General features: G+C 56.6%; 13 protein-coding genes. 9 read left to right on the forward strand and 4 right to left on the reverse strand.

Annotation, left to right across the window (positions count from 1 at the left end; genetic code table 11):
* Window positions 1–2: 2 nt before the first annotated feature.
* Window positions 3–923, reverse strand: a complete 921-nt coding sequence (locus GOX21_RS07965; protein WP_170350083.1) for a glycosyltransferase — start codon at window positions 921–923, stop codon at window positions 3–5.
* On the reverse strand, window positions 920–1,975 hold the full coding sequence (locus tag GOX21_RS07970) for a Gfo/Idh/MocA family protein (RefSeq protein WP_170376808.1): 1,056 nt from the start codon (window positions 1,973–1,975) through the stop codon (window positions 920–922). Before GOX21_RS07970 ends, GOX21_RS07965 begins: the two co-directional genes overlap by 4 nt.
* 158 nt (window positions 1,976–2,133) lie before the next feature.
* Here GOX21_RS07970 and GOX21_RS07975 point away from each other — a divergent pair, with 158 nt between their 5' ends.
* From GOX21_RS07975 to GOX21_RS08000, 6 genes are all read left to right on the forward strand, one after another.
* Window positions 2,134–3,219, forward strand: coding sequence for an NAD-dependent epimerase/dehydratase family protein (locus GOX21_RS07975; RefSeq protein ID WP_170376810.1), 1,086 nt, complete (start codon window positions 2,134–2,136; stop codon window positions 3,217–3,219).
* Window positions 3,220–3,263: 44 nt separating this feature from the next.
* Window positions 3,264–4,439, forward strand: coding sequence for a glycosyltransferase family 4 protein (locus GOX21_RS07980; protein WP_170376811.1), 1,176 nt, complete (start codon window positions 3,264–3,266; stop codon window positions 4,437–4,439).
* A gap of 221 nt (window positions 4,440–4,660) precedes the next feature.
* Window positions 4,661–6,031, forward strand: a complete 1,371-nt coding sequence (locus GOX21_RS07985; RefSeq protein WP_170350079.1) for a nucleotide sugar dehydrogenase — start codon at window positions 4,661–4,663, stop codon at window positions 6,029–6,031.
* A 104-nt stretch (window positions 6,032–6,135) separates the two neighbouring features.
* Complete coding sequence (locus tag GOX21_RS07990; protein ID WP_170376814.1) at window positions 6,136–7,572, forward strand: UbiA family prenyltransferase; 1,437 nt, start codon at window positions 6,136–6,138, stop codon at window positions 7,570–7,572.
* A 29-nt stretch (window positions 7,573–7,601) separates the two neighbouring features.
* The gene (locus GOX21_RS07995) at window positions 7,602–7,958 is read left to right on the forward strand and encodes a DMT family transporter (protein ID WP_170376816.1); all 357 of its coding nucleotides are present in this window, start codon (window positions 7,602–7,604) and stop codon (window positions 7,956–7,958) included.
* A gap of 349 nt (window positions 7,959–8,307) precedes the next feature.
* Entirely contained in the window at window positions 8,308–8,511 is a 204-nt protein-coding gene (locus GOX21_RS08000) for a hypothetical protein (protein ID WP_170350076.1), read from the forward strand.
* 135 nt (window positions 8,512–8,646) lie between these two features.
* Here GOX21_RS08000 and GOX21_RS08005 read toward each other — a convergent pair whose 3' ends face one another.
* Window positions 8,647–9,579, reverse strand: a complete 933-nt coding sequence (locus GOX21_RS08005; protein WP_254428489.1) for a DMT family transporter — start codon at window positions 9,577–9,579, stop codon at window positions 8,647–8,649.
* A 308-nt stretch (window positions 9,580–9,887) separates the two neighbouring features.
* The gene (locus GOX21_RS08010) at window positions 9,888–10,991 is read right to left on the reverse strand and encodes a Hint domain-containing protein (protein WP_170376818.1); all 1,104 of its coding nucleotides are present in this window, start codon (window positions 10,989–10,991) and stop codon (window positions 9,888–9,890) included.
* Between the two features lie 434 nt (window positions 10,992–11,425).
* Here GOX21_RS08010 and GOX21_RS08015 point away from each other — a divergent pair, with 434 nt between their 5' ends.
* Genes GOX21_RS08015 through GOX21_RS08025 form a run of 3 tightly spaced genes read left to right on the forward strand, consistent with a single transcriptional unit; the run spans window position 11,426 to window position 15,569 of the window.
* Window positions 11,426–12,361, forward strand: coding sequence for an ABC transporter substrate-binding protein (locus tag GOX21_RS08015; protein ID WP_170361707.1), 936 nt, complete (start codon window positions 11,426–11,428; stop codon window positions 12,359–12,361).
* A gap of 60 nt (window positions 12,362–12,421) precedes the next feature.
* Window positions 12,422–13,501, forward strand: coding sequence for a quaternary amine ABC transporter ATP-binding protein (locus tag GOX21_RS08020; protein WP_170376820.1), 1,080 nt, complete (start codon window positions 12,422–12,424; stop codon window positions 13,499–13,501).
* Between the two features lie 4 nt (window positions 13,502–13,505).
* A complete protein-coding gene (locus GOX21_RS08025) occupies window positions 13,506–15,569 on the forward strand; it encodes an ABC transporter permease (protein WP_170376822.1) in 2,064 nt (687 codons plus the stop codon).
* Window positions 15,570–15,579: the final 10 nt, after the last annotated feature.

Raw genomic sequence — 15,579 nt, forward strand, 5'->3', positions numbered from 1 at the left:
GATCAGGGGCGTTTGGTGATGTAGCCCCAGACCTCGCCCAGCGTCCACGCCGTCGACAGCAGCATGACATAAGGCAGCGTCTTGAGGTACCGCATCCCCCGCCCCTTACTGGCTTGCAGCTTATAGTGACGCACCCAAAGCAGTGGCGGAATCAGTGGCCCCGCAAGGATCAACATCAGGCGCTTTGCGTTGCTTTGATTGCGCACCCGGATTTCACCGAACAGGCGGCCCCAATCGAACCGCTCGGGCAGCAATTCCCGAAATGTCGCCCTGGGCCGGTGGTGATGCACGACCACCTCGTTTGAGAGCCACAGCTCCTCGCCCTGTTCGATCAGGTGCCAGTGCACGATCGGCTCGTGATAGCGGTCTTTCCACAGGTGCTGCGTCTCATCCAGCGCCTTGCGGCTATAGGTCAGGTTCACGTCCGACACCCAATCCGCCGGGCCGGTCTCAAACGGTCGCCCATAGCGGCCGAAATCGGTGACGTAAAAGGCCCAGTTCAGCGGGCTGACCGGCTCCATGCATTCAATTGCACCGCCAATCACGTTCTTTCCGGTCTCTGCATACAACCGCACGATGGTGCGCGCCCAGTCGGATTGCGGCAGACCCCGGTCTTCGAGAATACCGATGATATCGCCCGTGGCCGCGGCCAGCCCGGCTGACCGGCGACGATCATAAAGCTCGTGCTTACCCGCCTCCGAGGTGATCGGGCGGATGGGGTCGATCACGCCAAGGTCCAGAAACCGCACCTCGGGGTAATCATCGGCGTATTGGGCGACATCGGCAACGCTGGCGTCATAGGGAATGATCACATCCAGCGGCGGCGGATCGTCGAAACTGCGCACCGCTTCAAGGAAATCCCGTACATAGCTGCCGCCTTGCACGATGGTCAGAACGATAGAAAGGGTCGGATCGCTGCTCATCGGATTGTCATGTCCCCAAGATTGTCCAGTTCAACCGGCTGACCGCTATGCGTGCTTTCCGGCACAGCGGCGGCGATTTCGACCGCGCGCAGGCCCGCATGACCGTCGGCGCAGTTCAGGCCGGTTTCACCGCGGGTCAGGCGGATGAAATCGGCCAGTTCGTCGCCAAAGGACAGGATCGCGGTCGATTTCCAGGATTTCAATTTCTCGCGCACCATGATTTCCGGATAAAACTTACGCACCCGTTTGGGCGCCCCACCGGGCTTGTCCATGGTGATGACAAGGTTCTGCATCGGCGCATAGGCCCCGCGCACCACACCGCGCGAGCCGTACACCTCGATCACGCTTTGATAGCCTTTCCAATCGTTCCAGCAGGCCTGATAGATCGCCGGAATACCATCGGGGTTCTTGAAGATTGCCACAGCGTTGTCCTCGGACCCCGGCACGTTCCAGACCGTGTTGGTGGCCACTCCATAAACGCTGGTAATCTCGCCCAGAATGAAACGCGCCATGTCGGTCATGTGAATACCCACATCCCACAACGCACCGCCGCCGGAAAATTCAGCCTGATATTCCCAATCATGAGTGAAATGGCCCAGCCCGTCATGGCCGCCATATACGCGGACATGGTCGATCTCTCCGATCTCGCCCGAGGATGCGACCTCTTTCACATGAGCGAAGGACGGGTAATAGCGCATGTTGAACCCGGCCCCCAAAGCCTTGCCCGCCTTTTTCGCCGCATCGACGATCCGCCTTGCCCCTTCCACGGTCGGAGACAGCGGCTTTTCGGTCAGCACATTCAGGCCTTCGGCAAAGGCCCGCAGGCAGAGCGGTTCACGTATATGCGCCGGGGTCGAGATCACCACCGCATCCATCTGTGTGGCAAAAAACCGGTCAAGATCGGTAAAGGCAGGCGCGCCATCCGCCACAGCCACAGCGCGATGAAATTCAAGATCCAGAACCGCCGCCAATTCAGCGTCAGGAGACTCAAGAATGTTCTGAACCCGCATTTGGCCGATCTTTCCGGCCGCACCGATCACACCGATCTTCATTCAATTCCTCATTAACAACCACGGGTGCGCAACAGCGCTACACCCGGCATCTTTAACAACAATTCACCTATGAGCGGAGTAGCACAGACGCTGCCTCCACGCTAGGTTTCTGAAGGATGACATTTGCCGACAAAACGAGATCACAGAGGATTTGAAGTGTGAGCATTACCGGATTGGACCGCCTGAATGGCAAATCGGTCTTCGTGACCGGGGCGACCGGTTTTGTCGGCAAACGGCTTGTGCCGGCCCTCCTGGACACCGGTGCCAAGGTCACCGTTCTGCTGCGCAGCCGCCATGGCGTGCGCGCGCTTGAGGCGATGGGGGCACATGTCGTAACCGGTGCGCTTGGCGACAGGGCCGCCATGGAAAACGCGCTACGCGATCAGGACGTACTGTTTCATCTGGCCTATGACATGCGCGCACCTGCAGCCGAAAACCTTGATACCTTCGACACCCTCAGACAGGCCGCTGACGCCGCCGGGGTCGGGCGGATCATCCATATCAGCTCGATCGTCGTCTATGACGGCTGGCCGCAGGAGGATCTGACTGAGGATAGCCCGTTATCCCAAGCCGGAGGCACACCGTACCGGCAGGCCAAAATGGCGATGGAACAGGCTCTGATACAGGGAAATTGTCCGATTGCGATCCTGCAACCCACGTTGGTTTATGGCCCGGGCAGCATGCTCTGGACGGACCGGTTGGCCGACTGGATGGCCGCAGGCAGTGTGGTGCTGCCCGAACCCGAGGGGCTGTGCAACGCAGTGTTCGTCGACGATCTGGTTCAGGCCATGCTGCGCGCCGCAGTGCTGGTGGGGCTTGGGCAAGAACGGTTCATCATTTCAGGCGCGCGTCCTTTTTCATGGTCCTCTCTGCTGACCGGCTATGCCAACATCATCGGTCGGGGCAGCATTCATTATGTTCCGCTGGCCGATCTCGCAGAACGGTTGCCACCCGAGGAACCCGGCACAATCCCGGACACACCGCCGCTGGCTGCCCGGATCAGCGCCGCTGCCCGAGGCTGGATCGGTCGCGAGAGGTTTGAGGGGATAGTGCAAATGGTGAAACAACGGTTGCCGCAACAGGGCGAGGTTTACCCGGACCGTTATATGTTGGAACTGTTCTCGACCAAGGGGCATTGCCAGATCGACCATGCGCGGGCCAGACTAGGTTATGCACCGGAATACGACCTCGACTCTGGGTTGGAGGCCACGCAGGATTATCTGCGCAACAGGTATGGAAAATAGTTTAATTGCAACCAGTTACTGCATGTTATCAGGGACCAAGACCTTTGACCCACATCGCCATTGACGCAACACCCTGGGATAACGAACGAGGCTTTGGCCGGTTCACCCGGAATCTGGTCGCTGCTCTGGCCGCCCGCGATACCGGCTTTCGATATACGCTCCTGTTTGATCAGGAACCGACACGACCCGTGCCGGAAGGTGTCGAAACCCGCATTGCAGGCTCTGAATTTTCGATGTCCGAGGCCTCATCGGGAGCCAAAGCCCGGGGCGGGGCCGATTTGTTGACAATGGCCAAGGCGGCCCGACGCATCGACTGCGACGTGTTCTTTTACCCGGCGGTTTATTCCTATTTTCCGCTGCCGGCCCGGCGCCCCACAGTAGTCTGCTATCACGACACGATCCCTGAACGCTTTCCCGAACTGATCTTTCCAAAGCGTCTGAATTTCCGACTTTGGCAGGCCAAATGCTGGTTGGCCAAAATGCAAGCGACACGGGTGATGACGATCTCGGACGCCTCGGCAAACGACCTGACACGTATTCTGCGCATTCCCCGCGCGCGAATTGACACGATCACCGAAGGGGCCGAGGACGTCTTTCAGCCTATTCAAGACAATCGGGTTTTGGTGAAAGCCCGAGAGGCCTATGGCATCCCCCCTGATGCACCGCTTTTGGTCTATCTGGGCGGGTTCAACCGACATAAAAACGTGCTGCGCCTAATTGAAGCCATGCCTCAGATTCTTCAGAAAGCACCGGACACACGCCTAGCTATTGTCGGGCGCACTACAGGGGCGCGGTTCTGGGACAATGTCGAGGACCTCAAGGCCAGTGCTGCCGCTGATGCCACCCGCTCCGAGCGCATCATTTTCACCGGTGAGATTGATGACCCCGAACTTGCCGCTTTGCTCAATTCGGCCAATGCGCTGGTCTTTCCCTCGCTTTGGGAGGGGTTCGGTCTGCCCGCGCTCGAGGCGATGTCATGCGGCACGCCCGTTCTGTCCTCGGATCGCGGCAGTCTGCCCGAGGTGGTGGGTGATGGCGGGCTTTATTTCGACCCCCTATCCAGCCAGGCCCTTGCGGATCAAACCATCCGCTTACTGACAGAACCCGGACTACGAAGTGACCTGTCGCAAAAAGCCATGGCGCAAGCCTCAAACTTTAGCTGGGACAAAGGTGCAGAACTGGCCGAGGCATCGTTTCGAACGGCGCTAAGCCCGAAGTAAAGAAATTTTTCCCAGGCGCGCCTTTTTCAAACTTCCCGCAACAATTCTGTGTCCGTCCAAGAATTGAACCCTTTTTGGAAACGCGGTACGGCAGTCTGGAACCAGGCTGACAAATTTGTTGGATTCGCACCCCCTTCCTCCTATCCGTGGAAAAGGTTAGAATTTCCGACAGCCATACCGTGAATTGATTTCAGTCTGACTTTGTAAGATCAGGGTAAATTATGAACTACGAAACCTCGCACCATCAGTCCCTCGGGCAGCTTATCGCGGCGCGCGACGCGCGGGTCGCGGTGGTGGGGTTGGGCTACGTCGGCCTGCCGCTGGCGCTGACCGCCTATGATGAGGGGTTCGACACGACCGGTGTTGACCTCAACCCCGATCGGGTGGCGCGGATCAATCAGGGCGATCAGGTCATCTCGTATCTGGCGTCGGATCGGATCGCGCAGGCTGTGGACAGTGGGCGTTTCCGCGCCACGCAGGACCCTGCCGCACTGGCCGAGGCCGATATCGTGCTGATCTGCGTTCCGACCCCGCTGACCGATGCGCAGGACCCGGACATGCGCTTTGTTGCTGCCGCAGCCCAAACCATCGCGCAGCATCTGCGCCCCGGTCAGATGGTGGTACTGGAAAGCAGCGTCTGGCCCGGAGCCACGACAACTCTGGTCCAGCCCATTCTTGAGGCCGGCGGTCTGCGTGCAGGTTCTGATTTCTTTCTGGCCTTCTCGCCGGAACGCGAAGACCCCGGCAATGACAAGTTCGACACGCACAGTATTCCCAAAGTGGTAGGTGCCGACGATCCGCTGTCGCGGCAACTGGTCGAGGATTTCTATCGCGCCATCGTCACCAGCGCGGTGCCGGTCAGCTCGGCCGCCACAGCCGAAGCGGTGAAACTGGTCGAAAACAGCTTTCGCACCGTCAATATTGCCTTGGTCAACGAGTTGAAAACTGCGCTTGAGGCGATGGATGTGGACGTCTGGGAGGTAATCGAGGCAGCGGCCACCAAGCCCTTTGGCTTTATGCCCTTCTATCCCGGCCCCGGCATTGGCGGGGCCTGCATTCCGGTGTCCCCCGCCTATCTGGCGTGGCGCGCCGCAGATGCGGGGTCGGATACGCCGATCATCAATCTGGCACGCTCCAGCAACGACGCCGTCCCGCAGATGCTGGCTGCGCGCATGGCTGCAGAGCTGACGGCACGCAACGGCTCGGCGCTGGCGGAAACCGGGCAGCCGCTGACCGGGCAGAATATTTTGCTGATGGGCATCGCCTATAAGCGCGATGTCGAAGACACCCGCCGCAGCCCGGCGTTGGTGCTGCTGGATGAGTTGGAGAAGCTGGGGGCCGAGGTGGATTATCACGACCCGTATTTCCCCCGACTGCCGGAAGGCGGTGAATACCCGCAGCTTGCGGGCCGGGAGTCTGTGCCGCTGGCGGCCGAGAACCTGAGACAATATGCGGCGGTGGCCGTCATCACCGATCACAGCGCCCCGGATTACGATCTGGTCGCGCGCACGGCGACGCTGATCTTCGACACACGCAACGTCTTTGAAAAAGCAGAAATTACCGTGACAAGCGGCAAGCTCGTCAAACTCTGAACACATCAGCCCTGTGCAACGCGTCCGGCAATTTTGAAACAGAAAAAAGGTTACTAAAATTACGTACTTTCAATGAGGTAAAAATCAAAAGTAGAATTCTTGTAATGAGTGAAAAGCCCGAGAAAATTTTTGTTGATCTGGACGGGACGCTGATCAGAACTGATCTTTTTGTCGAGGCCATTCTTCAATTCCTGAAAAGGAACCCGCTTAATATCTTTCCCCTCCTTTTATGGCTGTTCAAAGGTATTCCCTACGCCAAGGAACGCATTGCCCAGGAGGTCACCCTCAGAGCCGAGACGCTGCCATACGAAACCCCGCTTCTTGAATACCTGGAACAGCAGAAAGCGGATGGCAGGCAGTTGGTTCTCGCGACAGCTTCGCACCGCATATATGCCGATAAGGTTGCCGCACATCTGGGGATATTCGAGTCCGTGCTGGCAACGGATGCAGATCACAACCTGAAAGGCGCCAACAAGCTGACCGCGATACGCGCCGCCGCCCATGGTGATGCATTTGCATATGCCGGAGACAGCGCTGCCGACAACCCAATCTGGGCCGCCTCTGCGTCGGACATATTCGTAAATGCTCCTGAATCCGAGGTGGCAACGGCGCAGGCGGCGGGCACAGCCGAGAAAGTCATCACATCACGCCCGCCGCTGTGGCGCGCCTTTCTCAAATCAATGCGGCCGCATCAATATGCAAAGAACGCCCTGATCTTTGCGCCGATCTTCACCTCTCAGCAGTATCTGCCTTTTACATCGGTTCTTGCCTCTCTTCTGGCCTTTATCTGCTTCAGCCTCTGTGCGTCGGGTGTGTATTTCCTGAACGATCTGGTTGATCTGGCCGCTGATCGCCAGCACACAAGCAAACGGCACCGCCCTCTGCCATCGGGCGATCTGTCCCTGCATACAGGCATTGCCGGGGCCATCGCGCTGCCCGTTATCGCCTTTGCCCTCTCACTGACTTTCCTTCCACCCGTCTTTACGGTTGTGCTGATTGCCTATCTGATCATCACCATGGCCTATTCCTTCTGGCTCAAACAGATTGCAACAGCGGATGTCATGGTGCTGGCGTCGCTTTACACGCTGCGTGTCATCGCGGGGTCTGCGGCCACCGGAATTGTCCTGTCATCCTGGTTTCTGGCATTCTCGATGTTTGTCTTTGTCAGCCTCGGCTATCTGAAACGCTACATCGAAGTGGCCGCGGCACCTGAAGATGACGGCAATGTCCATGGCCGGGATTATTCCTATGCCGACAGCGAAACCATGTTCAGCCTGGGCGTGGCCAATATCACCGCAGCCGTTGTCATTCTGGCGCTTTATATCAACAGCCCCGAAGTGCAGGAGATTTACCGGACACCCGAAATCCTTTGGCTGCTGTGTCTGCTACTGCTGTACTGGGGCAACCGCATCTGGGTCGGTGCCCGGCGCGGACGGGTCGCGGACGATCCGGTCCTGTTTGCCCTGCGCGACAGGATCAGTCTTATGGTCGGTGGCGCGTTTGTTCTTGTGACCCTGGCTGCGAAATACCTGACCCTTTGATGATGGCCGCGAAAACGAAGGAGAATACTATGTCGTTATACTGGTCTGCGTTGCTATTTGCGGTCTGCGCGAACATTTGCACAAACGTCTCGTTCAAACTGGCTATGCAACAGCTTTCAGGACCTTTCGATATTCGTGCCCTTGTGGTTTCGCCCTGGGCCTGGGCCGGGTTGATCAGTGGTTTGCTGTTGCTGAGCAGCTTTATTGTCGCCATCCGCGGCCTTGAACTGAGTATCGCCTACCCGGCCGTCACCGGATTGGCGATGGTCGGCATTCTTGTCGTCGGATATTTCTTGTTTTCCGAGACACTGAACCTGCAAAAAATCGTTGGCATCGGGCTGGTCATCGCTGGTGTTTTTGTCCTGTCACAGGTGAAACAAGCCTGAGGCCTGGTCTAAACAAGCCCGGTGCGACTGGTCCAATCCCGCAACAGATCTATATGTTGGCAAGCAGACCTTCGCACATTTTTCCAAGTCTTTTTCAGAAAGCATTGCCGCAGGTCGGAATTTAAGGAATACTTGGGTCAGGCTTCTTTAGGCCTCAAAAAATACGCAGTGTCGAACGAGTAGTGGGGCGTTGCCCCGTCAGGTAACAATAATCAAATTTTAACCCAAGGTGGTTCACAGTTTTGCCATGATTTAGGCGCGGAATCATCGTGGGCGCTCGCTCCAAGGCATCACTCTTGCCAGTTTGGAGAGGGACACGACCAAGGTCACAGCCGGAGGGCCGAAAGAAATGATGGGAATTTTCGGAATAGCCATCCTTGTTGGCCTATGTGCTGGCGGTTTTGCCTTATATTCCGGTTCTTCTATCCTGATGGCATTGGGGGCCTATATTCTGTTTGGCTGGCTGTTCATTCTGGCAGCTCTCATCGTGATTGGGGTGGCCAAATTGTTGCACAATCGACTCCGCAAACACGATCACGCCTATTCCGGCTAAGCGCCGCTGGGCGGTTTCCATGTTGCTTAGTGTCCTGGTGCACTGAAACGTCCCTCATTCCATGTAAAAGTTATCCATATTCGAACTTCGTGTTGCTCGCGCCTGCCATTATGCCGTGAAATTCAAAGATGCGTCTCATTCCGCTTGTCTGGGCTTGCCTTTAGCGATGCGTGAAAAAAGTCGACCGTCGGTCACGGCAAAGCCCAAAGCAATGATGGCGAACCCAATCCACGCGCTCGGCTCCATCCTCTCACCAAGGAATGTCACGCCAAGACCGATAGCAAACGGTGGGATCAGCAGCGTCACCAAAAGAAGATTGGCCGCACCCGCACGCGCAAGAATTGCAAAGTAAAGAACATAGGCCAATGCCGTTGACAACGCGGCCATCCCAAGAAGCGCAGACCAAACGCCTAAAGACAAAGCAAAATTGGGGGCGCCATCCATCACAAGAACAATTGGGATCATAAGTACGGTGCTGCCAATCAGCATACCGAGCGCATTCACAAGCGGCGGTTGGCCTGAAAGGGCAGTTCTGCCCCAGACGCCGGCAAAAGCATAGGAAAGTGTGGCCCCAAGGATAGCCAACTGTGCCAGGTTGCTGGGATTGAACTCAGTCAACGCACTTGGCCCCATGATGAAGGCCACACCCAATATACCTAGCGCAGCACCTGCTATCTTCTTTGGCGTCAACGGCTCATCCTTGAGAAGCAAACCAGCCACAACTGCTGCGAACATTGCCGTCGTTGCGTTTAAAATTGACGCAAGTCCACTGTCGATCTGCGTTTGCCCCCAGAAGATCAGCGAGAATGGGATGGCATTGTTGAGCGCGCCCATAACAAGATAAGCGCCCCATATCCGAGGGGTGCGTGGCACGCTCAATCCTTTGAATATGACGATCAGGGCAAGAATAGGAACCGCCCAGATCACCCTGTGCAGCGTAATTGTCAGTGGCGGCACTTCGGTCAGGGCAACCTCACCGAAGAAAAACGAACCGCCCCAAACGGCCGCAAGCAACAGCAGCATGGCAGTGGCCTTCAAATCCATCGATGGCATGGGCTGCGGAGTCATTTGTTGCCGGTTCCTCGTTAATGCTTCTCCCAAAAAACTAGTCCGCGCGCCCCCAACACCGCGACCCGTTTCTTGCGGAAAGCTCTCTAATAATGGTCACTCGAACAACACCGCGACTGCCAAAAAGGCGATGGATCACCTTGTTGCGCATAGCCAGGCATTTGCGAGATATCGCACGTTCGCGCTTCTACTTCTCTACACGCCTGAAATTGAGAGATATTTCGGGGGTTTTTATCCTGATCCGCAAGACGCAGAGGCTTAAATTCCCCGATCCGTGCCATTCTAAAACAGGAAATTATTCCGCCGCCTCAAGCAATCTTTCTAAGGGCACCTGGATTTTCCGTTGAACGCCCTGCGGCCATCAACGACGCCTCATAAGATCTCAAAACCGGGCGCGCAGCCTCAAGACCCCGCCCTGATGGCAAATCAAGTTCTGGAAACAACGTCTGGATTTCCGAAACATCCTCTTCATCCAGCGCGGCTGTCCCCGCTTTGCCAAGAAGAAGGCTTTCTGACGCGACGCCATTGGCCCAGACAATCTGGTGATCATCAAGAAGCAGATGGAAATATTCGACTTCGCCACCGATGCGCACAGATATTCCGTCACCGTCAACCAGATACTTTGCTGCTGCCAAAACCTGTGGGCTGGCAAACTGCAACTCGATATCGGCGCCTTGTAACAGCAGGCGATGTTGCGGGCTGACCTCGAATGTGTCCTCAGCGCCCAAAACACCCGCGCGGATTCGGATGGGTGCGAATTTTCCAATAGCCGCCATTGTGCGTCGACCGATCCAACGAATTGGTTGTGCGCCGCTATCCATGGTCAGCACCTGATCTCCCGCTTTCAGGAACTCGATGGGCCTGGGCCCGTCCGGGCAGGCAATCAACGCCCCCCGCACAAAACACAACGGATCGGAATCGGCCCTGTCCCCGAACAGCGAGTATCCGGTATTGAAGCCGTTCGCATAGATCGGCGAGACCAATTGAATCGACTCGATCGCGCTTGCGTCGATCGCGTCCTGATCCGCGTTATCCTGAAATTCCGGTGCCCAATAGGTGTTGCCGTTGGTATCTTGAAAAACAACAGCTGTAATACTTACGGTCGAGCCATCGGTATATGTAATTACAGCATCGAATTGCATTGCTGCATCAAACGACTGCGGCGACCCACCGTCGATGCTGAACTGATCGTTCGAGACGTTGTTGTCCAGATCATAGGCCGTAGAATCCCCGCCGCTGAAACCAGACCCTGCCTCGGCGAAAGTCTGTCTACTGTCAAACAGAGGATTTCCCGCAGACCCATAGGTGCCAAGGGACGAATTCACTGCGCCGGTTGAAAGGGTTTGGTTGCCTTCAGCCGTGTCCCAGATTTGCTGGTTGCCAAGGGAAAAGACGGTAAATGTTGTCGGCATGGAAAACTCGTAAAAAACAAACAACGAACGTACAGCAGTCAAATAACCTTCGACTTCTTAACAATTCAAGAATTTTTATTTGTGGATCGGGTTTGGTGGTCAAAACAAATACCGAAACGTGTCTTATTGGTATCTGGGTCGGGCTGGTCAATCATCAGCAAAGTACAGATCTTTATCGTGTAGTGATGCGCAAAAGAACCGAACCCGTGTTGCGCATCAATTACTTAGGGTGCAAATCCTTGATGGTCTGTTTTCTCATGTTAGGATCGCGTTCATGCTCAACTTGGTGCAAGTGAAGATCGCATTCGAAAGAGCTAATAAAAACACTGTTGATAGAAAGCAGTCTGTTGGGCCAAATACCTGCAACTGTACTGTTTTTCGATACAGCAAACAATAAAGGCCAAAATGGCCAGTCCACCAACGGAGGTCACACTATGACTATTTCAAACTCTCTGAAGCCTGCTTTGCTGGCTTCAGCCGCGCTGCTTTTAAGCCAAGGCGCTGCTCTGGCCGATCCCATCAAGATTGCTGTCAACGAATGGACCGGTCAGCATATCTCGGCCCATTTTGCAGGGGCGCTGTTCGAACAGCTGGGCCACGAGGTCGAGTACGTGACCGCCGGTGCCGTGCCGCAGCTGGCCGCCATTGCCGAAGGCAGCCTGCATTATCAGCCGGAACTTTGGACCAACAATGTCGGCGACATCTACCCCAAGGCCGTTGAGGCCGGGGATATCATTGTTGTTGGCGGCCTTGGGCTTGAGCCGCAGGAAGGCTGGATTTATCCGCCATACATGGCCGAAAAATGCCCGGGCCTACCGGCCTATGAGGCGCTGTATGACTGCGCGCAGGCTTTTGCCGCCGCGGATACCTTCCCGGATGGTCGTCTGATCACCTACCCGGCAGACTGGGGAACCCGGTCAGCCGATCTGGTTGAGCTGATCGATCTGCCGTTCAAGCCGGTTCCGGGCGGTTCCGAAGGAGCGATGCTGGCCGAACTGAAAAGCGCCGTGGCCGCCGAGCAGCCTATCCTGATGATGATGTGGCAGCCGCACTGGGTCTTTGCCGAGACCGATGTGAACTGGGTCGAATGGGACACGCCGCATGGCACCTGCGACGAGGCCAGCCAGAAACGCGGCGAGGCGTGCGGCTTCCAGCAGGCGACTGTCGATAAGATCGTCTCGAAAGATTTCGCGTCGACCTATCCGGATGCGATGAAGATGGTTGAGCAGATGAACCTGACCAACGACGTACAGAACGTACTGATCCTGGAAGTGGATCAGAACGGGCGCGAAGTCAAAGAAGTCGTGGCCGAGTGGATGGGCGCAAACGAAGACGTGTGGCAGCCTTGGGTTGCAGCGGCAAAACAGTAACCCGTCTCTGACCATGGTGGAGCGCGACATTTGCGCTCCACCCTTTGTAAGGCTGCTAAAATGACTGCATCTTCCCCAACCAGCACCCCGAAACTGTCCTGCAAACATGTTTGGAAACTTTACGGTAAAGGGGCGGATCAACATCTGCGCAACATCGGTGTGGCAGGTCAGGACCCAAACGAGGCCAAGGCCCTGGCTCAACACATTCGCGATGACGGCGGCATTGTTGCCTCGACCGATGTCAGCTTTGATGTCATGCCGGGCGAGATTTTTGTGATCATGGGGCTTTCAGGTTCGGGTAAGTCCACCATTGTGCGCTGCCTGTCCCGTCTGGTCGAACCCACCGCCGGGGAAATATTGCTGGATGGTGAGGATCTGCTGAAGGTCTCGGCGAAGGAACTGATAGACATTCGCCGTCACAAGATGGGGATGGTGTTCCAAAGCTTTGGCCTGATGCCGCACCTGAACGTTCTGGAAAACGTGGCCTTTCCCCTGAAGTTGCAAGGGTTGGACGACAAAGAGCGTCTGGAGCGCGCCGAGCGCGTGATCTCATTGGTCGGCCTAGAAGGGCGCGAAAGCAGCTTTCCCAGCCAATTGTCGGGCGGGCAGCAACAGCGTGTCGGCATTGCACGGTCGCTGGCTGTAGAACCAGAGGTCTGGTTTCTGGACGAACCCTTCAGCGCGCTGGACCCATTGATCCGACGCCAGATGCAGGACGAGTTCCTGCGGCTACAGCAAGAGCTGCACAAATCTATCGTCTTCATAACCCATGATTTTCTTGAAGCACTGCGCATTGCCGATCGAATGGCAATCATGAAGGATGGCGCAGTGGTTCAGATCGGGCGCCCAGTCGATCTGATCCTGAACCCCGTCGACGATTATGTGCGTGAATTCACCAATGACGTCCCGTGGGAGCTGATCCTGACGGCGGGCGATGTGGCTTCGGACAACGTCCCGCCGAGCGGGATCAAAGAGGTTCCGGCCTCAACCAATGTGGCCGATCTGCTGCCCTATCTGGCCTCACACGACAACGGGGTGGCCGTGCGCAAGGACGACAATGCGCTGGTACACATGACCAGTCAGAACGTGATTGCCGCTTTGGCCAGCGGTGTATCAGACGCCTCAGCGGTCAAGGACTGACCTAATGGATGCAGTTTCGAACAGATCGCTGGTGGTCTGGCTTGCGGTCACAGTGCTTGTGGCCATTTGCGTCGTCTTTGCCAAAAGCCTTGGGCCACTGGTTACCTATCCTGATGCACTGGTTCTGCCGGTAACCGACCCGATGAATATCGCGATGCGGTGGTTTGTGGTGACCTTCGGCTGGTTTTTCAAAGCCATTTCTTGGCTGTTGGATTGGCCCATCCTTTTGGCCAAGACGGTTCTGCATGCGGTGCCATGGGTGGCGTGGTTTATGCTGTGGGTCTATCTGGCCCTTCGTGCAGGGGGTCGGGGGCTGGCGATCTTTACCGCCGTCAGCCTTTTATACATGGTCACGTTTGGGTTCTGGACACAGTCCATGAACTCTTTCGCGCTTGTGGTTGTTTCGATTCCAATGGCGGTGGCACTGGGCTTTGCGCTGGGAACCTGGGGGTTTCTGTCTGACCGAGCCTATCGGATCATCATGCCAGTCCTGGATCTGATGCAAACCGTTCCGGCCTTTGCCTATCTGCTGCCGATCCTGCTGTTGTTCGGATTTGGCACTACGGTCGGTTTGGTAGCTTCCATCCTGTTCGCCTTTCCTCCAATGGTGCGCAATACCATCGTTGGCCTGCGCGGTGTTCCGGACGAAGTGATCGAGTCCGGCCTGATGAGCGGTGCCACCCCATCCCAGCTTTTCTGGCGCGTGCGAGTTCCAACGGCGCAGCGGCAAGTCCTGCTGGGGGTTAACCAAACGACGATGGCATCATTGTCCATGGTGATCATTGCATCGATCATCGGCGGCACCAACGATATCGGCTGGGAGGTGCTATCGACCATGCGCAAAGCGCAGTTCGGTGAAAGCCTATTGGCAGGGATCGTGATCGCGTTGATGGCCATGGTGCTGGATCGGATCACCTGGGGGTTCGCGGTGCAGTCCAGTTCAGCTAAACGCGGGACTAAGGGCTGGATCATCTGCGCTGCGCTGTTTGGCGTTGCTTGGCTGCTGGCCATGGTTTTCCCACCCCTCAAAGACTGGCCCGAAGCGTGGGTGTTAAACCCCGCCCCGGCTATGAACGCGGGGCTTGAGTGGATCTTTGTCGAATTCCGCACCACGCTTGAAGCAATCAAACGTGTCGCGCTGTTCTACCTGATGCTGCCAATCAAGATCGGGCTGTCTCAGGCCGTCAGCCCGTTTACCTGGGGTTTTGCCATGACACCCGCCGTGACCACGGGGTATGCACTGATCGTCGCGGCAATAGCTGGGTATTTCGCGTTCAAAGGCAAGCAGTTGCAAGCTCTTTGGGTGATCCTGTTCGGGCTGGTTCTGTATTCCGGCCTGACCGGGCTGGCCTGGATTGCGCTTTGCGCCGTTATCTTGGCCCTGGCCTGGCAGGCCGGAGGGAAGAACCTTGCACTCTGGGCGCTGGCCGGGGTCGCTTTTTTGCTTCTGACCGGAATTTGGGAACCGTCAGTCATTTCTTTGTACCTCTGCGGCGTAGGCGTTCTGCTGTCATTTCTGTTCGGCAGCGCCATCGGCATCTGGGCGTCCGAGAATGACACTGTGTCCCGCATAGTAAGGCCCGTTATCGACACGTTGCAGACCATGCCGCTATTCGTGATCCTCATCCCCTTTGTGATGGTGTTCAAGATTGGTGAATTCACGGCTCTTCTGGCCATTATCGTCTATGCGATTGTTCCGGCGATCCGATACACCGAACATGGGCTTCGCAACCTGCCGCATGACGTGATCGAGGCGGCAACAGCCATCGGAACGACGCCCCGGCAGTTGCTGTGGCAGGTGAAATTGCCACTTGCGGTGCCATCAATCATGCTGGGCCTAAACCAGACAATCATGTTCGGGATTTCAATGTTGGTGATTACCGCCCTGGTGGGCACTGACGATCTGGGCCAGCAGATTTATATCGGCCTCGGAGATGGCGATTTCGGGGTTGGGATGACTGCCGGGATAGGCATGGCCATCATCGCAATGATCGCCGACCGCATCACGCAGGGGTTCAGCCAGCAAATTCAGGCGCGTCTGGGGGTGAAACTCAACGACGCCCTTTAATCTCCAACGG

Source organism: Ruegeria atlantica (genome assembly GCF_013032005.1).
Lineage (GTDB): Bacteria > Pseudomonadota > Alphaproteobacteria > Rhodobacterales > Rhodobacteraceae > Ruegeria > Ruegeria atlantica_A.